Here is a 20,574-nt window from a genome sequence, read left to right on the forward strand (position 1 = left end):
AAACCCGGGGCTTCACGAAGCGCCCGCCATCAGCGGCGCAATATGCTCGCGCCAGGCCTCGATCGTCATCGGCCCGATCTGCTTGTACAGGATGCGGCCATCGGCGCCGAGCACGAAGGTTTCCGGTACGCCATAGACGCCCCAGTCCAGGCCGGCGCTGCCTTGCTGATCGGCAATCACGCTGCGATACGGCTGACCGTGGCGAGCCAGCCAGGCCTGCGCGTCTTCGCGGGTGTCCTTGTAATCCATGCCGACGATTTCGATGTTGTATTCGTGCGCCAGCTGCATCAGCACCGGATGCTCGACCTGGCAGCCGGCGCACCAGCTGGCGAAGAAATTCACCAGCACCGGCCGGCCTTTCAGATCCTGCGGCGTGAGCTTCGCGGTGCCTTCCAGATTCGGCAGCTCGAAAGCCGGCGCCGCCTTGCCGATCAGCGGGCTCGGCACTTCGCGCGGGTCCTGGCGCAGGCCGAAGCCGAGCAGCGCCAGCAGGCCGATGAGGACGATGACCGGAATCGCGAAGCGCATGCTCAGACCGCGGCCTTGACGTCGTCGCCGGCGACGACGGCGCGGCGCGCCAGCCGGTAGCGCTTGTCACTCGCCGCGAGAATGCCGCCGAAGAACATCAGCACGCCGCCGAACCAGACCAGGCGCATGAACGGCTTGTAGTACAGCCGTAGCGCCCAGTCGTTTTCACCAATCGGCTCGCCCAGCGCGACATACAGATCGCGCCGCGGATTGTGGTCGACCGCGGACTCGGTCATGACGCTGCCCTGCGACGGATACAGGCGCTTTTCCGGCTGCAATTTGGCGATCAGTTTGCCTTCGCGCTCGACCAGCACGCTGCCGACATCGGCGCGATAGTTCGCGCCCTCGACATGCTGAGTGCCCTGGAACGTGAACGTATATGGGCCGATTTCCGCGGCCTGCTGCGGGCCCAGGCGCACATCTTTCTCGACGCTGAAAAGGCTGGCGTAGGTGACGCCGAAGATCCAGAAGCCGAGGCCCAGATGCGCGCATGTCATGCCCCAGGTGCCGGCCGGAACCGAGCGCAGGCCCTGCCAGCGGTCGCGCTTGGAGCGCACGCGATGCACGACGTCGAGCAGCGAGCCGAGCATCACCCAGATCGCGAACGCGGTGCCCAGCATCGCCAGCCACTTCGTTGAGCGCTCGAGCACGAACGGCAGCAGCGCCGCGCAGACCAGCGAGGTCAGCAGCATCCAGCGCAGGCTCCACAGCGCGCTGCGCAGGCGGGCGCGTTTCCAGCCGACGCGCGCCGACATGCCGACCAGCACCGCCAGCGGCATCATCAGCGGCAGGAAAATCAGGTTGAAGTACGGCGGGCCGACCGAAACCTTCGCGCCCATCGCCTCGCCCACCAGCGGATACAGGGTGCCGATCAAAACCGCCGCCGCGGCCGCGACCAGGAACACGTTGTTCAGCAGCAGCAGGCCTTCACGCGACATCAGATCGACTTCGCCGTCCGACACCAGCTTCGGCGCGCGCCAGGCATAGAGCAGCAGCGCCGAGCCCAGCACCGTCGCCAGGAAAGCCAGGATGAACACGCCGCGCGCCGGATCGGTGGCGAAGGCATGCACCGACACCAGCACGCCGGAGCGCACCAGGAAGGTGCCGAGCAGCGACAGCGAGAACGCCAGGATCGCCAGCAGCACGGTCCAGGATTTGAGCACGCCGCGCTTCTCGGTCACCGCGAGCGAATGGATCAGCGCGGTGCCGACCAGCCAGGGCATGAAGGACGCATTTTCCACCGGGTCCCAGAACCACCAGCCGCCCCAGCCAAGCTCGTTGTAAGCCCACCAGGAACCGAGTGTGATGCCCATCGTCAGGAACAGCCAGGCAACCGTGGTGTAAGGCCGCGTCCAGCGCGCCCAGGCGACGTCGAGCTTGCCGGTGACCAGGGCCGCGATCGCGAACGAGAACGCGACCGACATGCCGACATAGCCCATGTACAGCGTCGGCGGATGGATGATCAGGCCCGGGTCCTGCAGCAGCGGATTCAAGTCGCGGCCTTCCAGCGGCACCGGAAAAACGCGGTCGAAGGGATTGCTGGTGAACAGCATGAACAGGATGAAGCCGACGCTGATCGCGCCCATCGTCGCCAGCACCAGCGCGGCGATATCCGCAGGGAGCTTGCGGCTCGACAGCGACACGGCGAAACCCCAGCCGGTCAGCATCAACAGCCACAGCAGCAGCGAGCCCTCGTGCGCGCCCCAGACCGCGGACAGCCGGTAGATCAGCGGCAAGGCCGAATGCGAATTGCTGGCGACGTAGCTCAGCGAGAAATCGTTGTAGACGAAGGCCAGCGTCAGCATCGCGTAGGCCAGCACGACCAGGCCGAACTGGGTCTGCGCGCCGCTGACGCCGATCGCCAGCCAGCGCGAATCGCGGCGCAGGTAGCCGATCACCGGCAGCACGCTCTGTGCGATCGCCACGGCGAGCGCCAGGATCAGCGCGTAATGGCCGATTTCAGCCATGGACGGCTCCGCTTGTTTTCCCTCTCCCTGCGGGAGAGGGTGGCGCGCAGCGCCGGGCGAGGGCGTCGAAGGCCGATGCGAACTGCAAGGCCCTCACCCGGCCCGCCGGGCCACCCTCTCCCGCAGGGAGAGGGGAAACACCGGCAGGCTTCATTCGACGGCCCCGGCACTGGCGACATTGCCATTCACCGACTTGAACGGCGCGCAGGAATGCTTGCCGTCGGCGGTTTTCAGCGAGCTGGCCAGATCCGGCGGCATGTAGTTTTCGTCGTGCTTGGCCAGCACTTCATCGGCCTTGAACGCGCCGTCGTCGGTGAGCATGCCGGTGGCGACGATACCCTGCCCTTCGCGGAACAGGTCAGGCAGGATGCCTTCGTAACGCACCTGCACGGTCTTGGCGCAATCGGCGAGCGTGAAGCTGACCAGCAGGCCGTCGCCGCGCTGCACGCTGCCGCGCTCCACCAGGCCGCCGAGGCGCAGCCGCGCATGCTTGGGCGCGTTCTGCGCGACCAGGTCACTCGGCGTGTAGAAATACATCATGTTCTTGCGCAGCGCGGTGAAGCCCAGCGCCGCCGCAATCGCGATGCCGCCGAGCAGCGCCGCGATCCACATCATCCTGCCCTGGCGCTTGGTCACTCGTGGTCTCCTGGCGCTGCTTCATCGGTTTCTGTCAGTTGGCGCATCACGCCGTTGCGCGCCCGGCGCGGCGCGACGATATTCCATACCAGCACCGCGGCGAACACACCGAAGCTGCCCCAGACGTAGACGGCATAGCCGCCCATCGCGAAGAACCGGGTCAAGGCCTCAGACATCGCCGGCGGCCTCGCGTTCACGCAGCCAGTTTTTGACCCAGCTGCTGCGGCGCTCGCGAATCAGCAGCTCGTTCTGCACCCGGCGCAGCACCGCGTATGCGAAGAACGCCATGCAGCCGACGGTCATGCTCAGCAGCGGCCACAGCATGCTCGGCGCGATCGACGGCTTGCCGATGCGCGACACCGTCGGCCCCTGGTGCAGGCTGTTCCACCACTCCACCGAGTAATGCACGATCGGCACGTTGACCGCGCCGACCAGGGCCAGCAGGCCGCAGGCGCGGGCACCGGCGCGCGGGTCTTCGAACGCCTGGTTCAGGCCGATCACGCCCAGGTACAGGAACAGCAGCACCAGCTCGGCGGTCAGGCGCGCGTCCCAGACCCAGTAAGCGCCCCACATCGGCTTGCCCCAGAGCATGCCGGTGACCAGGGCCAGCGCGGTCCAGCTGGCACCGACCGGTGCGATCGCCACCACCACGCATTCGGCCAGCTTGATCCGCCAGATGATGGCGACGCCGGCCGCGAGCGCCATGCCGACATAGCCCGACAGCGACAGCCAGGCCGCCGGCACGTGTACGTAGATGATGCGGAAGGCCTCGCCCTGCTGGTAATCCGCCGGCGCCAGCACCAGGCCGCCGACCAGGCCGTAGCCGATCAGCAGCGCCGACAGCAGCGCCAGCCAGGGCGAAAAGCGATCGGCCAGACGATAGAAAGTCGGCGGCGACGCGAGCCTATGAAACCAGGTCCACATGGTCCGTTATCGGGTTGGTCAGTCGAAGCTGTTGCGCAGGGCCGCGGTCGCGGCGAGAGGCAGAAGGCACAGCCCGAGGACGAGCAGCGATGCCAGCAAGTATAACGGACCGGCCGCATCCAGACCGGCCGCGGCGGCGCGCGCGGCGCCGGCTCCGAAGATCACCACCGGGCCGATCAGTGGCAGCACCAGCACCGGCAGCAGCACCGCGGCGCGCGGCAGGCCGACGGTCAGCGCGGCGGCAAAGCCGCCGATCAGGCTGAGCAAGGGCGTGCCCAGCAGCAGGCCGGCGAACAGCGTACCCAGTACCTTGACCGGCACACCGAGTTGCAGCGCCAGCGGCACGGCCAGTACCGCCAGCGGCAGGCCGCCGAGCAGCCAGTGCCCGACCAGCTTGGCGTAGACGATCGCGATCGGACCGTGCGGCGACAGAAACATCTGCTCCAGGCTGCCGTCGTCGAAATCGGCGCGGAACAGCCGGTCCAGGTTCAGCAGCGCCGACAGCAGCGCGCCGACCCAGAGCACCGCCGGCGCGAACGCGGCCAGCTGCGGATCGTTGGGCTTGCTGCCGAGCGCGAACAGCGTGACGACGATCAGATAAAACAGCGGCGGCAGCAGCCAGTCGCCCTTGTGGCGGGCGGCAAGGCGCAGTTCGCGGCGCAGCGCAGCGGCAAAGGCGCGCAGCATCAGCCTATCTCCAGCGAACGCACGCGCGCCGCGTCCACCGGCAGCGGCTGATGGCTGGTGACCAGCACCGCGCCGCCGCCGTCCAGCTGAGCCGACAGCAGCGCGCCGACGTGAGCCAGGCCCTCTACATCGAGCGCGGCCAGGGGCTCGTCGAGCAGCCACAGCGGTCGCGGTGCAACCAGCAGCCGGGCCAGCGCGGCGCGGCGCTTCTGACCGGCGGACAGCGTGCGGCTCGGCCGGTGCCGCAGCCTGGCCAAACCCAGGCGCTCCAGCGCCGCCGGTATCGTCTTCGGGTCGCAGTGCTGCAACGCGCTCCAGAACTGCAGGTTCTCGAGCACGCTCAGATCGCCGTTCAGCGCGTTTTTGTGACCCAGCCAATGCAGACCTGCCGCGGGTCGTTCGATCTTGCCGGAAACCGCCGGGCGTAAACCCGCCAGCACTTCCAGCAGCGAGGTCTTGCCCGTGCCGTTGCGGCCGCGCAGATGGACCAGCTCGCCGGCCGCAACCGCCAGGTCGAAGTCGCGCAGCAGCACACGATCACCGCGACCGACGCTCAGGCTTTGGGTTCGCAGCAGGTCGGTCAAGGTCGTGGAAGGGCTTAAAAGTCTGGTGCGACCGGCCGGAATCGAACCGGCACGCCCAGAAGGCGGGAGATTTTAAGTCTCATGCGTCTACCAATTCCGCCACGGTCGCGCGGAGGCGAATGGTAGCACTGCGCGCGACGCCGCCGACGGTCTTGCACCGCGGCGCGCCGGCGTCGTCTACTGCGCGCGATCAAACCACCGGACGCGTAGATGAGCGATGACATCGGCAAGCGCCTCGACAAGATCGAGCGCGCGCAGCAACAGTTGCTGGCGCGCGTGCAGCGCCATGAAAGCAAGCTCGACAAGAGCCTTCAGGAAGCACAGCAGACCACCGATTTTCTGACCGACACGCGCGAGATCGTCGGCTTCGGCGTATTTCTGCTGCGCGAGCTGGCACTGACGCCGCAACTGGTCGACAGCGCACGCGGCAAGTTCGCGGCGGCGCTGCAGGCGGACTGGGGTTTGTCGGCGGAGGACGCGGCCGAGCATGCCAAGATCGTCGCCGAAGACTTTTTCGCCAAAGGCGAAATGCCGTTCTGACCGGGCACGGCAGGCAGAAAATCGAGGCTGAGGCCGGCGTCGAACCGACCTGCGAGGACTTTCAGTCCTCTCCCTCCTGACAGCCTGATCCTGCATTCGAACAATGCAGACTTCCATCGAGGTCGGCTTGTCGCCGACCCGAGCGGCGCCGGACGAAACCACGATCCCCACCCCCGGCACCTGCTGCCGGGTTGCTTGTTCATTCCTTGGGCGCCCGCTGAACAAGCTAGAACTGGTATTTGAGATAGGCCTGGACGTAGTCGCGATCGCGCATCAGGTTGGCGCTGCCTCCGCCCATGAACCGTGTATAGCCGATCGTCACCGAGAAAAAATCGCGGTAGCGCGTCTCCAGCAGGCTATCGGCTTGCATTCGCCCCTTGATGAAGTTGCCGCCGGGCCCGGGCGCCGTTCCTCCCACATCATGCGACCAGCTCAGAATCGGTCGAAGGCTGATCTTCGGAAGCACGCTCTCGTAGCTGAAAATGCTGATCAGCCTGTAGCCCCACGAGAACTCATCCGGGAACAGGCTCAGATCCTGCTGATGCTGGTTGAAGCGCACGCCGTCGGCACCAACGGTGCAGCTCGGATTCGTCGAACAAGCCTGGCGGGAACCATCGGCGCCGGAGCCGTCTGCACCAGCGCTCGCGGTGTAATAGGTGCCCGGCGCTTCGAACTGCAGCTGATCGAGCGGCGGCAGCTTGGGCACCCACTCGGCACCCCATTCGCCGACGACGATGATCTGATCCGCATGAAACCAATTATCGGGCGACAGCACGCGCGTCGTGCTGAGATTGAATTCGTATACCTGTTCTCGCTCGTAGCCGCGGATGTAGCAGTCGGCTCCGGGGTGATAGTCAGATTCCCTCATGTTCGTCGGGCAAGGTGTGTTCTCGCCCACAAGCCCGCCACGATACGGAATCACAAAATTCGGAAACGCGCGCGCTGAACCTGGAACGTGGCCGATACCGACACTGATCAGATCCGGATAAGGGCTGTTGCCGTCGGCGTCGGTGAAATCGCTACTGCCATAGTTGATGGCATTGCCGTTGGCGTCGAAACCGATACCCAGGTTTGCAAGTTGTGCAGACCCGGCGCATCCAAGCGACCGCTCATGGCAGCGTGTCAGTGTGGGGCCGAGCGCGGCAAAACCCAGGTCTTGCAGATCGACCTGCAGTGGCAGATTCGGACGATAGGCCACTTCACCTTGAATCGAATAGTCACCAACGGTGGTGTTGAAACTGATGCCAAACAAGTGGATGTCTTCCGGGTATTCGAGTTGAAAGCGAGGCGAGTCGAGCGACGCTGCATTATCGGTCGCATCGCTGGCCGAATCGCCCGGATGCGTCAAAGAGTGCAAGAACGGGATGTCGGGGCAGGTTGCAAGAAAGCTGAGCAAGTCGTTTGCGTCGATTCCTAGCGGATTGCCTTCGCGTCGGGCACAGCTGGCATGGGCGGCGTAGAAGCTCCCGATCGGCAGGCGCGAGTGATAGTTCATGTAATAAAGGCCGGTCTGCACCCCACTGCCGATGCCTTCGAAGTAATACTTCAACGCAACACCGAATTGTCCGCCGGAGCGCGGATATTCGTCCCGAACTCTGCGAACCGTGACCGTGGTGTTACTCAACCCCGATACCGGTGTGTCCAGAGGAGTGCCGACCATGTCGGGATCTTCAGCAACGCCGCCAGTGCTGACATTGATGTTGTTGAGTGCGTTGTGACTGCCAATGTCCAAATCGGAGAAGTAACTGCCCGGCGCCGCGGTTTCGACGCTCCTCCACTCCAGCTGATAGAACGCCTCTACGCTCAGATCGGTGACCGGTTCGAAACTGCCGTACACCATGTTCACCGGCGTGAAGACCTCTTCTATCGATTTGCCGATCCGGTTGAAGTTGTTTGCATTGACTGGATTGGCCTGGTTGATGCTGTTGATGACCAAGGTGGTGCTTTCGCCCCAGTTGACCAGCTGCCGGCCAATTTTTAACGTCAGCTCGTGTCCGTCCCAGAGCCGCAGATTGCCGTAGAAAACCGCGTCCATCAGCTGTAAGTCAGTGCCAATCTGACGCAGGGTCTCGCCATCGCGACGCTTTTCACGGACGACTCCGCCAGGGCCATAAGAAACACGTCCGCCGTCGCCTGTCGGCTGACCCCACGGACGGCCCGCAATCAGGCCGGTGAGCAGCGCGGCAGGCTGGGTCAGCAAGACAGCCGGATTGTTCGGCAGCCCCACGGGCAATGCCGAGGTGCGGCGCCCAACGTCGAGGTAGTTGTCTTTGGTGATCCGATTGGGATGCGTCTCAGTGAAGTTCTCGTTGACGGCATCGTAGAAAAACATTGCCCGAGTGAAGAAACCGAAGTCGCCGAAGGTCAAATTCAGATCGGACGTCACCTTCGTCACAGCAGAGAAAACCTTGCCCTTGTCGTAATTGAGATCGCCGTCATCGTTGTTGGCCGACGCCGCACCCGGCGCAGCCACCAGTTGCTGCGCCGGAAAGAGCTGATTCTTGAACAACCCCTGGCAAGCCTGATACGCCCCGTTGGGCCCTGAGCAGACCTGCGGGTTGAGGTTGCTTTTACCGATGAGGCTGTCGCTACGGCCTTCCACGCGGACACCACCGCCCATCGTGATGCTGGTGTTGAGAGCGGCATCGATCTTTTCGTCGCCGATCGGAATCTCGAAGGTGTTCGCATGGGCGCAGTCCAAGCTGACGGCGCTGAGGATCAACCCGGTCAATATCTGCGCCGCGTGGGCTGCCACCGCTTTCGTAAGATGCGTCATCTCTCTCCCGCCTTTTTTTGTTTTGTTTTTTTCTGGTTTGCAGTGGCGCCTCCCGCACTGCAGGCGCGCGAGTTGCACGCGTGCAGGCCACGCCAATCGAAGCTAGTCACCACTGCCGCTCAGCGTCGCCACGACCATGGCTGCGAAACAGACGCGGTACTTCATGGGTCACCTCGACTATGAGGTGGGTCGGGAGTTGCCGAGCAGCGCCAGTGACTCGCGCACGATGCGATCAGCGTTGTCGACCGGCCCGTCGTGGAGGATCGTGCGGTCGGGTCGCACCACTGCGCACCAGCCGTACGGCGCGCCGCCGGGCACGAGTCGGTTGTCCATATCCTCGAAGACGTGATTTCCACGATGCACCGACTCACCGCGCAGACAGAACTGGACAGTCCGGCCGCCACGACGAGTCCAGAGCTCCAGCGTCGCGGCTGTCAGCTGAGGCTCCGCAGGAAGTCCGAAGCCCACCAGCGAAAGCTCGCTGCCGAGCGCGTCGTCGCTGAGCAGGATCTCGCCACTGGCCGACCGAACCAGCCCCTGCGGCAACAGTCCGCCACGGCGTAGTCGTACGTGGCCTTTCACGAACAGCCCGGCATTGAACTCGTTCTTCGGTTTGACGCCGAGTTCGTCAAGAAATGTTCGCAGCGACGGAATGCGCCGGAGCAGCGCCATTGCGCCGTGGATGAGAATCGCCATCGGCCGGCTGCCGGGCATGACCAGTCGCCCCATCAACTTGGCCAGCGCGATCATCTTGGTGGCGTGCGGCCGACGCTCCTCATCGTAGGTATCCAGGACCGCTGGCGCGGCGAGCCCCTTCACTACCCAGGCGAGCTTCCAGGACAGGTTGGCGGCATCGCGCAATCCCGCGACGAGACCCTGCCCCGCAAATGGCGGCGTGATGTGCGCGGCGTCGCCCACCAGAAACACGCGACCTTTGCTGTAGCGCTCGCAGGATCTCGCGTGGAAGCGGTACACCGCTTTGCGTTCGATCTTGATTTCGCTTGCCGTGGCCCACGGCGCCAGCAACCGCGTGATGGTCTGGTCCTTCTCCATCTCCTCGCGCGTCTCGCCCGGCTGCAGCATGAACTCCCAGCGGACGCGGCCGCCCGGCGCGATCATGTGCGGCGTCGGACGCCGGGAATCGCATATGAACTCGACGTGATCGAACGCGCCGGGAACGTTCTGGGCGTCGACGATCAGCCAGTCCTCGGCGTAGGTCTTGCCCCGGAAATCTTGCCCGATAGCCCCGCGCACCTTTGAACCGGCGCCGTCAGCTCCAATCAGGTAGCGCGCGTGGACCGTGACCTCGTCGCCATCCGCGAGCCGCAGTACGACGCGAACACCCTCAACCTCCTCGGTGAAACTCAACATCTCAGTGCCGCTCAAGGTCGACACCACGGCACAGCTTTCCGCCTTCCGGCGCAGCGCACGTTCGAGATCGGGCTGGTAGAACGTCACCAGCTTGGGATGGCCGTCAATGCTGCCGCTGGTGTTGATACGCCCGAACTCCCCCACCTGCGGACAAAGCATGCGCACATACGGAATCGCGATCTTCTCGAACGCATCTTCCGATAGCCCCGCCATCTGAAGGATGCGCAGGGCCTCGTTGTCGAGCGCGATGGCGCGCGGCGCCGTCAGGATGTCGCTGGCCTTGTCGACCACCAGCGTACTTACACCGTAGCGGCCAAGCAGCAGCGTCACTGCGGCGCCCACCGGGCCATAGCCGACGATGAGTACGTCGACCGCTGGGGGAATGGGTGTTGCCATTGGGGCTCTCAGGTCTTCGCGACCACGCGCTCTGCCATACGCGGTGCGAGGCGCAACAGCATGGGGAGAAAGCGCACCGCACCGGGCCGGACTTCCTCAAGTCCTTTCAGCGCGCCATCCACCGCCTGCGCTGCCACCTTCTCGGCAGAAAGCTTCGGTACCTTGTGATGGGCGGTGGCGGGCGTGTCCACCACCGGGGGAATCAGCTCGGTGACGGCAATGCCGAGCGGCGCGAATTGGCGGCGCAAGGATTTCGACAGACTGTGCAATGCCGCCTTCGACGCCGAATACACGGGCGCGCGCGTCGCCGGCGCCAGTCCATAGCCGGAACTCACGATCAAGACCGATGCACGGCTGGCCGCGCGCAAGCCCGGCAGAAATTCCGCGATCAGGTTTATCGCGCCCTCGGTGTTGTTGCGCAGCTCGGCGGACAGATCCAGGCCTGCAAGATCGCTGCGCGTGAAGTCGATCTCGCACAGGCCGCCCGCGTTGCTGACGACAAAGTCCACGGAGGGCGCGGCTGCAGCGACGGCGCTGGCGAACGCGCGTACCGCGAGCCGATCGCTCACGTCGCAGACCGCCGTTGTCACGCCCGGCAGTTCGCGCGCCAGCGCCGCAAGTTTTGTCGCATCGCGACCGCAGGTATACACGCTCCAACCCTGCGCATGCAGGCGGCTGACGATCGCCTTGCCGATGCCGGAGGAGCCACCGCTAACCACGGCGGTACGATTCGAAAGGTTCATTGCACTGTCTCCATCAATGTGGTGCTGGCCAGCACCGGGAAGCAGTGCTGGAAAGTCGGGATCGGCAAGAGGATCACCGGAAGCTGCCGTCCGGCGACGTTGAGGTTGCGTCTCGGGCGTGTGCTATCCACGCGCCGTTTCAACTCACGTTGAACGAAAAAGGGAAGCGACCGAGCACTACATGCGCCGCTTCCTCGGCGATGCCTGCTTGAAGTCGTACGCTGACGACGAGGCCCTTCGATTTGTCATCGGCGACAGAAACATCGCGGAACAAGACCTGGGCCTCACGCAGCGCGAGTTCAAGGGCATCCTGGGTCTCACGATGTTTCAGGGCAGGTTTGAAAATCTTGCCCACGCCGGTCAACGGCATCTGGTCGATGATCCGCACCTGCCTGGGCAAAGCAGCGCGCTCGGTGATTTCCTTCTTCAGAAATTCCACAAGTTCGCTCTCGGTGGCTGTCGCCCCCGCTTTGAGCTGGACGTAGGCCACTGGAAGTTCACCGGCATGTGCGTCAGGCCGGCCGACCGCGGCAGCGATCGCCACCGCCGGATGCCGGTGCAGCGGCTCCTCGATGGTCGCCGGATCGATGTTGTGCCCGCCGCGAATGATCAGCTCTTTCTTGCGGCCGGTGAGCCAGAAGTAGCCTCCGTCATCCTGACGTGCAAGATCACCGGTGTTGAGCCAACGTTGGCCATCACCGCAGTCGATCCATAGCCCCTTGTTTTGTTCCGGCACGCGGTAGCCGGCGAACACATTGGGACCCGACACGAGCAGCACGCCTACTTCACCCAGCGCGCAATCCCGCTGGTATGCACCCTGCTCGCTAAGCAAAACAGCCTTCATCTTCTGGCAGGGAATGCGCAGTCCGATCGAGCCCAGGCGGCGCTCACCCAGCGGCGGGTTCACGCTGCTCACGCAGGTCGCTTCGGTCAAGCCATAGCCTTCCAGGATATGCAGGCCGGTCCGTTCCTGAAACTTGCGGAACACTTCCACCGGCATGGGCGCCGCGCCGCAGAGTCCGTACTCCAGGCTCGCGATGTCGCGTGTGCCGATGGGGACCTGCAGCAACGCGGCGTAGAGTGTGGGCACTCCGCTAAAGAAATTGATGCGGTGGTGCTCGACGATTTCCCAGAATCGCTTGACCACGCCCTCGCCGCGATAGCCCTGCGGCGTTCCGAGAATCACATGCGCGCCCTTGGAAAAAGGCAACAAGCCGGTGACGAGCACGCCGTTGACGTGGAACAGCGGCAAGCCGCAGAACACCACCTTGCCGGCACCAATACCGTCGCCCAGGAACTGCGCCGCACTCCAGGCATTCGCAACCTCGTTGCCGTGGCGGCGCATCGCGATCTTGGGCAGACCCGTCGTACCGCCGGTGCAGAAGTATGAGGAGTCATCGTCGGCCGAGATTCGACGCCCGCTGTTCAGTCGATTGGCGTTCCGCGCGCGGATGCCTCGGTTGAAGTCGTGGATCTGGATTGAGGCGGGCACGGCGCCGCGGATGCCCGCATGGCCATGCAGCCGCGCAATTTCGCGACGCTGCATCAACCGGGAGGGAAAATGCTTGAGCCCGCGCACGCGATCCGGGAGGTTCACCAGCACCAGATGCCGCAGCGACTTGATGCTCGCCAACTGTGGCTGCAACTTGGTCCAGAGGTCGATGTCGGGGAACGGCGCGAGCGTCACCAACACCGAGGCATTGGCGGCGTTCAGCAGCTCGGCGATCGCCGGGCCTTCCAGCAGCGGATTCAACGCCGCGACGATGCCCGTGGCCTGCCCGCCCCAGATCACAAAATGGGTTTCAGGCAGATTGGGCAACACGAAGGCGATGACGTCGTCCTTGTCTACTCCGAGGTCGTGGAAAAAGTTGGCGGTCTGAGTAATTCGCGCGAGCAGCTCGCCGTAGCTCCAGGTTTCGGGCTTGCGATGCTCGTCCGTGGTCAGGAAGAAACTTAATGCTGGAGCCCGCGGGTTCAGGCTGGCACCGCGCCTGATCATCTCGTAGGTGCTGGTGGGAAGATCTGCGGGCAAGCCTCGACTCTCGGCAGCCTCGACGTCACCGATGTTGGCGATACCGGGCATCGCTTCAGCTCTCGGCGACAATGTTGTTGCGCTGCGTGCCGAGGTCCATGCTGCCATTCGCCGCGCGGATGCTGGCCTCGACCACATCGCCGGGCTTCAGATACTGTGATCGCTTGGATTGGACCTTGAAGAAGACCTCCCACTTCTTCTTCTCCGGCAGCAGCGCGCCAATCTTTTGCTTCGCCGGTGAAGGAATCGACAGGGCACATCCAGCGGGCGTGCCCGTGGAGAGGAGATCGCCCGGCTCGAAGTCCTGCACGGCGGACAGCTCGGTGAGCGTTTCGGCCGGGCCATAGACCAAGTTCGCCGTGTTGTCGCTCTGCCGAACCTGACCGTTCACCGTCAGTTTCAGCTGCAGGTTCTTGAGCGTGGCCATGCTTGAAGCATCCAGCAATGTCAGCCAAGGCCCGACCGGGCCGAACGTGCGAAAGGACTTGCCCTTGTAGAACTGCATCTGCGGAATCTGCACGTCGCGCGCCGAGTAGTCGTTGACGATGACGGCGGCGGCGACATACTCGTGCAGGTTCCCGTCGGTGACCGTCACTGCGCCGTGAATCGCTTTGCGCAGGATCAAACCCAGTTCGATCTCATAGTCCAGGAACTTCACCATGCGAGGTTTGATGACCTCGCTGTCGGCCGCAACGATGCAGCTCTGCGCCTTGGTGAAAATCATGTTGTAGGTCTTCGCGTCGGGGTCCATGCCGGACTCGATCATGTGCTGGCGATAGTTCGCACCCTGGCAGACGAACTGCTGGTTCTGCGTCACCGGCGACAGCAGCTTGACGGCGGACCGCTCCAGAGCGGGGCCATCGAGCGTCGCCAGCTCCGCCAGCGACGTGCCGCGGATAAAGTCGCCGGTGGTGGAGAAATCGCCCGGCACCGGCGTGATCTGGCTGCCGCGAATCACGCCCCATTGGGCGCGGCCTTGGTGTTCGAAGCGGACGATGTTGAGAGACATGGCGGAGGCTCGTTCGGTGGGATTTGGGGGCGAGACAGGCTTCGGGACTTCTTGGTGACGCGGCATTGGATCGCAGGCCATAAGCGCGACCCCGCCGCCGACCATTGCCGCCGCAGCGCCGGCCTGGATCAGGCGGCGTCGTTGCGGATCGGCGCGGTCAGCGCTCATGGCCAGGAAATTCAGCCGAACAGCTTCGCGAGCGTGAGCAGCTTGCTCAGGCTGAGATCGGGGCTGCGCCGCACATTGCGGATCAACGCCGCAATTGCGGACGGCGTGAGCTTGGGCCTGGTGAAGCTGGCCGGCATCGGCTGTCCCCACTGCGACATCGCCGCGCGGCTGCCCGGATGCACGCCGGTCGGACGGTCGGCGGTGAACAGGTCCCCATCGCAGTAGTGCTCATGCTTGGCGCCCCAGGGATCATTCCAGTAGTCGAAGATCTGGCTGCCGAGGATGTGCCGGCCGATACCCCAGGCGTGCTTCCAGCCTTTCTCGCGCAGTACGCGCTGGCCCATGCCGACGGCGTCCGCATCCACGACCTCGTAGGCGCTATGGCTGTAGAGCGGCATGAACCCCTGGGCCATCGCGAGGCTGTGGTGGTCGGCAGGCGTGTCGCCGAGGTCCAAGCGGAAGAAGGTCACGGCGGGCGAACCGTCCGGCAGCACCTGGACGTCGCTGGGAATAAGACCCAGATGCTGGGTGTACCAGGCACTCGTCGCCTGATAGTCCGCGACCTCGATCACGCAGTGGCCGAGTCGGATCACCTCGGGGGGTTCTGGCGCGGGCCGCTGCGTCCCGTTGACACGCACCGACTTGCCCGTGGAATTGAAGCGCAGGGGACTGCGGCACGGCAGTTCCTCGACCGGCGTCTGGCCGTGGATTGCTTCGACCATGAACCCGGACGGGTCCGTCAGCACCACGCGCTCGCCACCGCCCGGGTGGGTGACCGCCTCAATCCCGCTCGCGCCAGGAAGCCTGGCGAGTTTCTCCAGATCGGCACCACTGCCGACGGTGAAGCCCATCCCGACGAACCGCGCCCGGGCCGCGCGATGCACGCGGTAGCAGTAGGGCGCGTTCGAGGCAGCGCGCAGGTACAAAACCTCGTCCGTGCGGCTTGCAGGCACAAGGCCAAAGTCGGTGAGAAATTGCTCGGCCCGGTCGAGATCGGGCCGCTCGAAAATCAGGTAGGCCAGTGAGCTGGCTTTCACCATGGGATTCGGGTGGCGGACCGGCTGCATGGTGCGGAGCTCGGTCATGACGTTCTTGGATCCCTGAAAGCTCGAACGAGGGTGCCAGGTCCGTTCATTCGGAGGCGTCTAAAGCCCGGGCACGATCGGAACCGGCCGGCCAGCCGCGGAACCGGTACAACGGGCAGAAACAGGAGGATTTTCACGGGAGCATCCGGTTCGGATCAGAAGCGGGGCGCTTCACCGGATGCACCGCTCTGTGCCTCTGGAGACACCTGCCACGTCTGCTGAAGCTGCAGGGGCTTCGAGCGCAGCTTCAGTCGTGCCGCCGCAGCGATGTTGTGCCATAGCGAGACCAGGAGCTGGGCCTTGCTCGGCGACTCCGGGAACCGGCGCAATTCGCGCTCGGCCGCGACGGGCTCCGGCAGGATGCGCGGGAAAGCGGCGCCGGCGAGCGATCCGCCGACGACGGAGTCGTGCCGGTAGTGCACCGGCATGCGCTTGGACGTGGGCGCCCACACCACGTCGTCACCGGTCCAGCGCAGCGCCAGCGCGCGGCGCGGCCGGGTACGGTGATGGTTACCGTAGCTGCCGTGCAGGGTCAGCGGGTGAAACATCAGCATGTCGCCCGGCTGCATCTCCCAATCGACCAGATCGTACTTTTCCGGATTGGCATTGATGTCCGGAACGTCGTCCATCTGCTCATCGATGATGGCGGCGACGTAGTCCGGTGAGATCGCCTTGTAGCGCTGCGGCCACTTGTGAGATCCGCGCACATACATCAAGCCACTGCTTTCGCGCGTGACCGGGTCCAGCGGAATCCAGAACGAGCTGATCTGCTCGCCGCGAATCGGCCAGAACGACAGATCTTGGTGCCAGGGCGTGGGCGCGTCGGTGCCCGGCTCCTTGACGAACATCTGGTCGTAGAAGAAGCGCACCTGCTCCGAGCCCATCAACTGTTTCGCCCAGTGCGCGAACGGCCCGTAGTAGATGGCATCACGGATTTCGTCTACGTGCTTCCAGAGGAAGGTGTCCATCTGATAGCCAGCCGTCTTGCGGGACATGAAGCGTCCCTGCACCGACATGTTGGCCCGGGCCTTATCGACCCCCGCCTCGATCAGCTTCAACCAGTTGGGGTCGATGGCCCCCTTGATCATCACGACGCCGTCGTCGCGGTAGCGGCGAATTTCCTCCGTCGTGAGCGCGCGATTGGGGGTTGTGGCGAAGCTCATGATGTTCTCCAGGACGCCCTTCAGATGCGGGCACAGTGATACATTAAGCAAGTCTGATAATTTTATCAATCTTGATCCGTGAGTCTATACTGACGCCAACCCACTGCACCGACCTGCCAATCGTCGTGAACAATTCCAGCCCCCGCCCTCCCGAGGCGTCCGCCGAGACGGTAGCCGCTCGCAAGTCACTCGCGAACGCAACTCCTGATGAGGCCGAGCGTGAGCCGCGCGGTGCGCGGCGTAAGCGGGAGACCCGGGAAAAACTGCTGGAAGCCGCCTTTCGCCTGATGGCCGAGCGCGGCATGGACGCGGTGGCGATCAATGAGATCACCGAGGCCGCAGACGTGGGCTTCGGCTCGTTCTACAACCACTTCGAATCCAAGGAGGCGATTTACGCCGTCGTCATGGACTCAGTGTTCGAAGAGTTTGGCGATGCGCTCGACCTCCTCGTCAAGAATGTGGACGACCCCGCAGAGTTCATTGCCATCTGCGTGCGCCACACGATTCTTCGCGCTCGTCGAGAACCTTTGTGGGGCCGATTCCTGGTCCGCGAGGGCTTCTCGGCGAGGGTGCTGTCGCGCGGACTGGGCGTGCGCCTGATGCGGGACATCCTGATAGGCGTCTCCAAAGGGCGATTCAACATACCCGATCCCTTCATGACCTTTGTCACGATCGGCGGAGGCGTGCTGGGCGCCATCGCGGCAGAGTTGGAGCTCGCGGGCAAACCGACGGATTCGCTTAAACAACTTAAACAACTGGGTCTCAGTTCCGAGGACATTCCAGAGCGTGCCGCGGCCGTAGCCCTGCACAACCTGGGTCTATCTTTCGACGAGTCGCGACGCATCGCCCTGCTCTCGCTGCCGGCCGTCGATCGTCCTTTCGCGTCCTCGTAAGCCACCAAGTTGGCTGGCCCCGGCTTGGCTTTGGCTGCGGTGTGGGCGCAGATGCTCCAGGTCCCCAGGGCGTTGACCGAATTCGAACGGCTTCACAATCGGGGCGCGCCTCGAAGTGCTCGCAGTGTCTCAAGTCCCTTATGCCGACCGGTTTCACCGCTTGGCGACGATCCGATCAGGCGGCAGCAAAACAGCAGCGGCCATGCTGCCAGTGTGATGCGTGTAGAACGGGGGGAATGAGTCGAAAGATGGAGGCTGCGGCCGGAGTCGAACCGACGTACGAGGATTTGCAGTCCTCTGCATGACCGTTCTGCCACGCAGCCCAATAAAACGATGTTATCGCGCCACGCCGGCGTCGAAAATAAAAAACCCCGGTGTATCGGGGTTTCTTTTGAATGCCTGGAGCGGGAAACGGGATTCGAACCCGCGACCTCGACCTTGGCAAGGTCGCGCTCTACCAACTGAGCTATTCCCGCGAAGAGGCGCGCATTTTAGCGTCTGGCGGTGGGCTGTCAAGAACTTCCGAAGGCTTTATTCCAACGCGCCCTGCCCGTCTCGCCCGACGCTCGGCGATTGCTCAGGGGACCGGGTGTTCTTCCTTCATGTAAGGCCAGGCGGCGCGCAGGTAGATCAGCATCGACCACACCGTCAGCACCGCGGCCGCGAACAGCATGTAGAAGCCGAGCGTGTACCACTCAATGCCGAAAGTGCGGATCTTCCAGATCATGCAACCGATCGCGACCATCTGGAAAATCGTTTTGAGCTTGCCGACGACACCGACCGCGACGCTGGTGCGCTGGCCCAGCTCGGCCATCCATTCGCGCAGCGCGGAGATCGTGACTTCGCGGCCGATGATGATCGCCACCAGCACCGCGAGCAGACCATCGGGCTCCGACTCCAGCAGCATCACCAGCGACACGGTCACCAGCAGCTTGTCGGCGACCGGGTCCAGGAACGCGCCAAACTTGGACGTCTCACCCCACTTGCGCGCCAGGTAGCCGTCGATCCAGTCGGTGATGCAGGCGGCCGCGTACAGGCACAGCGCGAGCTGCCTCATGTACGGATACGGCAGGTAGAACAGCACGACGATCACCGGGATCACCGCGACGCGGAGCAGGGTCAGAAGATTCGGAATGGACAGGCGCATGGCGAGAGTATGGCGCTTTTGGCGCGCAGCGACAGCTGAACGAAGTGAGCGCCGTTTTTCAGTCGCGATAGAACGCGTAAATGCGTTCAGCCAAAGTCTGGCTGACACCTTCGACCTGGGCGAGCTGGTCGACCGTGGCGCGGCGCAGCTGCGCAGTGCCGCCGAAAGCCTTGAGCAAGGCGCGGCGACGCGCCGGCCCCAGGCCGTCGATGGTCTCCAGGTCCGAGCTGACGCGCGCCTTGTCGCGACGGCCGCGATGGCCGGTGATCGCAAAGCGATGCGCCTCGTCGCGGATGCGCTGGATCAGGTGCAGCGCCGGCGAATCGGCGGCGAGCCTCAATGGGAACTCCATCTCCGGCAGGATCAGTTCTTCCAGCCCGGGCTTGCGTGTCGGACCCTTGGCGATGGCGACGATGCGCAGGTCGTCGATTCCGAGTTCGTCCAGCGCTTCCATGGCCGCGCCGAGCTGGCCCTTGCCGCCGTCGATGAACAGCACGTCCGGGCGCTGCACCTCGCCGGACTTGACGCGCGCGAAGCGCCGGCCGACCGCCTGCTTGATCGCGGCGTAGTCGTCGCCCGGCGTGATGCCGTCGATATTGAATTTGCGGTAATGGGTTTTCAGCGGGCCTTCTTCGCCGAACACCACGCAGCTCGCCACCGCTTTTTCGCCGCGCGTGTGGCTGATGTCGAAGCACTCCATGCGCCGCGGCGGATTTTCCAGATCGAGCGCGCGCTGCAGCTCCAGCAGCCGCGCGTCCATGCTCGATGCCTCGACCAGACGCGTCGACAGCGCCTGCGCGGCGGTATTGCGCGCCATCTCCATCAGCTGCAGTTTGGCGCCGCGCTGCGGCAGCTTGATGCTGACCTTGCGCTTGGCGTGCTGGCTCAAGGCCTCTTCCAGCCAGTCGAGGTCCTCGACGTCGTGGCTGATCAGGATTTCCGGCGGACAGGGCTGTGCGCTGTAGTGCTGGCTGATGAAGCTGTCGAGCAGCTCGGCGACTTCGGTATGCGGCGGATGTTTCGGAAAATGGCTGCGGTGACCGAGATTCACACCGTCGCGCACGCTCATGACGACGACGCAGCTGCTCGATGCATGCGGCGCCACAGCGATCACGTCGAGCGCGTCGCTGCTGCCGCTGATGACGCGGTTCTCGCGCACGCGCTTGAGCGCGGCGATCTGGTCGCGCACGCGCGCCGCGCGTTCGAAATCCAGTGCCTCGGCGGCCTGCTCCATTTCATCGGAGAGTTCGCGCGCCAGTTCGTCGCCGCGGCCTTCGAGCAAGCGCGCCGCCTTGGCCAGATCGCGCGCGTAATCCTCGGGCTCGATCAGCCCGACACAGGGCGCACTGCAGCGCTTGATCTGGTGCTGAAGGCAGGGCCGCTCACGATGCGCAAAGAAGCTGTCGCGGCAAGGCCGAACACGAAACAGTTTCTGCAAGGTGTAGAGCGTCTCGCGCACCGCGCCGGCGCTGGGGAAAGGGCCGAAGTAGCGATCCGGCGGCGTCTTCGCGCCGCGGTAGAAACTGATGCGCGGATATCGGTGCGACGAGAAGCGGACGTAGGGATAGCTCTTGTCGTCGCGATACATCACGTTGTATCGCGGACTCAGCTCCTTGATCAGGTTGTTCTCGAGCGTCAGCGCCTCGTCTTCGGTGCGGACGACGCTGATCTCGATGCGCCGGATCTGCGACACCATCGACTCGATGCGCGCGTCGCCGGAGGCGCGCAGGAAATACTGCCCGACCCGCTTCTTCAGATTGCGCGCCTTGCCGACATACAACAGCTCGTCGGCGCCACCATACATGCGGTAAACGCCGGGGTGAGTCGTCAGCTGGGAGAGGAAGGCGCGGGAGTCGAAACTCTCGCTGTTGGCTGCCATAGGCAACAGTTTAACGCGCTTGAGTTCCCCTCTCCCGAAGGGAGAG

At 64.2% G+C, this 20,574-nt stretch carries 18 protein-coding genes and 3 tRNA genes; 2 read left to right on the forward strand and 19 right to left on the reverse strand.

The window, feature by feature from the left end; genetic code table 11:
* Nucleotides 1-12: 12 nt before the first annotated feature.
* The 8 genes from ACQZF9_RS11820 to ACQZF9_RS11855 all read right to left on the reverse strand — a co-directional run bounded on the left by ACQZF9_RS11820 (nt 13) and on the right by ACQZF9_RS11855 (nt 5,435).
* Nucleotides 13-528, reverse strand: coding sequence for a DsbE family thiol:disulfide interchange protein (locus tag ACQZF9_RS11820; protein ID WP_428309175.1), 516 nt, complete (start codon nt 526-528; stop codon nt 13-15).
* 2 nt (nt 529-530) lie between these two features.
* Complete coding sequence (locus tag ACQZF9_RS11825; RefSeq protein WP_428309176.1) at nt 531-2,495, reverse strand: heme lyase CcmF/NrfE family subunit; 1,965 nt, start codon at nt 2,493-2,495, stop codon at nt 531-533.
* Between the two features lie 150 nt (nt 2,496-2,645).
* Nucleotides 2,646-3,107, reverse strand: a complete 462-nt coding sequence (gene ccmE, locus ACQZF9_RS11830) for a cytochrome c maturation protein CcmE (RefSeq protein WP_428313419.1) — start codon at nt 3,105-3,107, stop codon at nt 2,646-2,648.
* 20 nt (nt 3,108-3,127) lie between these two features.
* Nucleotides 3,128-3,307 carry a heme exporter protein CcmD gene (ccmD, locus tag ACQZF9_RS11835; RefSeq protein ID WP_428309177.1) on the reverse strand — a complete coding sequence of 60 codons (180 nt, stop codon included), beginning with the start codon at nt 3,305-3,307 and terminating at the stop codon, nt 3,128-3,130.
* Nucleotides 3,300-4,055 carry a heme ABC transporter permease gene (locus ACQZF9_RS11840; protein WP_428309178.1) on the reverse strand — a complete coding sequence of 252 codons (756 nt, stop codon included), beginning with the start codon at nt 4,053-4,055 and terminating at the stop codon, nt 3,300-3,302. The genes ccmD and ACQZF9_RS11840 overlap by 8 nt, the downstream gene beginning before the upstream one ends.
* Nucleotides 4,056-4,073: 18 nt before the next feature.
* Nucleotides 4,074-4,742, reverse strand: a complete 669-nt coding sequence (gene ccmB, locus ACQZF9_RS11845; RefSeq protein ID WP_428309179.1) for a heme exporter protein CcmB — start codon at nt 4,740-4,742, stop codon at nt 4,074-4,076.
* Nucleotides 4,742-5,326 carry a heme ABC exporter ATP-binding protein CcmA gene (ccmA, locus tag ACQZF9_RS11850; RefSeq protein WP_428309180.1) on the reverse strand — a complete coding sequence of 195 codons (585 nt, stop codon included), beginning with the start codon at nt 5,324-5,326 and terminating at the stop codon, nt 4,742-4,744. Before ccmA ends, ccmB begins: the two co-directional genes overlap by 1 nt.
* A 23-nt stretch (nt 5,327-5,349) precedes the next feature.
* A tRNA-Leu gene (locus ACQZF9_RS11855) sits at nt 5,350-5,435 on the reverse strand.
* 101 nt (nt 5,436-5,536) lie between these two features.
* Here ACQZF9_RS11855 and ACQZF9_RS11860 point away from each other — a divergent pair.
* Nucleotides 5,537-5,866, forward strand: a complete 330-nt coding sequence (locus tag ACQZF9_RS11860; RefSeq protein WP_428309181.1) for a hypothetical protein — start codon at nt 5,537-5,539, stop codon at nt 5,864-5,866.
* 226 nt (nt 5,867-6,092) lie between these two features.
* Here the strand turns inward: ACQZF9_RS11860 and ACQZF9_RS11865 are convergent, their stop codons facing one another.
* From ACQZF9_RS11865 to ACQZF9_RS11895, 7 genes are all read right to left on the reverse strand, one after another.
* Nucleotides 6,093-8,642 (reverse strand): DUF1302 domain-containing protein, encoded by a 2,550-nt coding sequence (locus ACQZF9_RS11865; RefSeq protein ID WP_428309182.1) that lies wholly within the window; start codon nt 8,640-8,642, stop codon nt 6,093-6,095.
* A 177-nt stretch (nt 8,643-8,819) separates the two neighbouring features.
* A complete protein-coding gene (locus ACQZF9_RS11870) occupies nt 8,820-10,409 on the reverse strand; it encodes a bifunctional 3-(3-hydroxy-phenyl)propionate/3-hydroxycinnamic acid hydroxylase (protein ID WP_428309183.1) in 1,590 nt (529 codons plus the stop codon).
* A gap of 8 nt (nt 10,410-10,417) precedes the next feature.
* Nucleotides 10,418-11,152 (reverse strand): SDR family NAD(P)-dependent oxidoreductase, encoded by a 735-nt coding sequence (locus ACQZF9_RS11875; RefSeq protein WP_428309184.1) that lies wholly within the window; start codon nt 11,150-11,152, stop codon nt 10,418-10,420.
* 139 nt (nt 11,153-11,291) lie between these two features.
* Nucleotides 11,292-13,235, reverse strand: a complete 1,944-nt coding sequence (locus ACQZF9_RS11880; RefSeq protein ID WP_428309185.1) for an acyl-CoA synthetase — start codon at nt 13,233-13,235, stop codon at nt 11,292-11,294.
* Nucleotides 13,236-13,239: 4 nt separating this feature from the next.
* The gene (locus tag ACQZF9_RS11885; protein ID WP_428313420.1) at nt 13,240-14,193 is read right to left on the reverse strand and encodes a fumarylacetoacetate hydrolase family protein; all 954 of its coding nucleotides are present in this window, start codon (nt 14,191-14,193) and stop codon (nt 13,240-13,242) included.
* Nucleotides 14,194-14,372: 179 nt separating this feature from the next.
* Complete coding sequence (locus ACQZF9_RS11890; protein ID WP_428309186.1) at nt 14,373-15,446, reverse strand: VOC family protein; 1,074 nt, start codon at nt 15,444-15,446, stop codon at nt 14,373-14,375.
* Nucleotides 15,447-15,601: 155 nt separating this feature from the next.
* The gene (locus ACQZF9_RS11895) at nt 15,602-16,609 is read right to left on the reverse strand and encodes a phytanoyl-CoA dioxygenase family protein (protein WP_428309187.1); all 1,008 of its coding nucleotides are present in this window, start codon (nt 16,607-16,609) and stop codon (nt 15,602-15,604) included.
* Between the two features lie 125 nt (nt 16,610-16,734).
* Between ACQZF9_RS11895 and ACQZF9_RS11900 the strand changes: the two genes are divergently transcribed.
* Nucleotides 16,735-17,502 carry a TetR/AcrR family transcriptional regulator gene (locus ACQZF9_RS11900; RefSeq protein ID WP_428309188.1) on the forward strand — a complete coding sequence of 256 codons (768 nt, stop codon included), beginning with the start codon at nt 16,735-16,737 and terminating at the stop codon, nt 17,500-17,502.
* 249 nt (nt 17,503-17,751) lie between these two features.
* Here the strand turns inward: ACQZF9_RS11900 and ACQZF9_RS11905 are convergent.
* The 4 genes from ACQZF9_RS11905 to uvrC form a co-directional block, all read right to left on the reverse strand.
* Nucleotides 17,752-17,825: transfer RNA gene (locus ACQZF9_RS11905), tRNA-Cys, on the reverse strand.
* Nucleotides 17,826-17,902: 77 nt separating this feature from the next.
* A tRNA-Gly gene (locus ACQZF9_RS11910) sits at nt 17,903-17,978 on the reverse strand.
* Nucleotides 17,979-18,079: 101 nt separating this feature from the next.
* A complete protein-coding gene (pgsA, locus tag ACQZF9_RS11915; protein WP_428309189.1) occupies nt 18,080-18,649 on the reverse strand; it encodes a CDP-diacylglycerol--glycerol-3-phosphate 3-phosphatidyltransferase in 570 nt (189 codons plus the stop codon).
* 58 nt (nt 18,650-18,707) lie between these two features.
* The gene (gene uvrC, locus ACQZF9_RS11920) at nt 18,708-20,528 is read right to left on the reverse strand and encodes an excinuclease ABC subunit UvrC (RefSeq protein ID WP_428309190.1); all 1,821 of its coding nucleotides are present in this window, start codon (nt 20,526-20,528) and stop codon (nt 18,708-18,710) included.
* Between the last annotated feature and the right edge of the window lie 46 nt (nt 20,529-20,574).

It is taken from the genome of Hydrocarboniphaga sp. (assembly GCF_965279055.1).
Lineage (GTDB): Bacteria > Pseudomonadota > Gammaproteobacteria > Nevskiales > Nevskiaceae > Hydrocarboniphaga.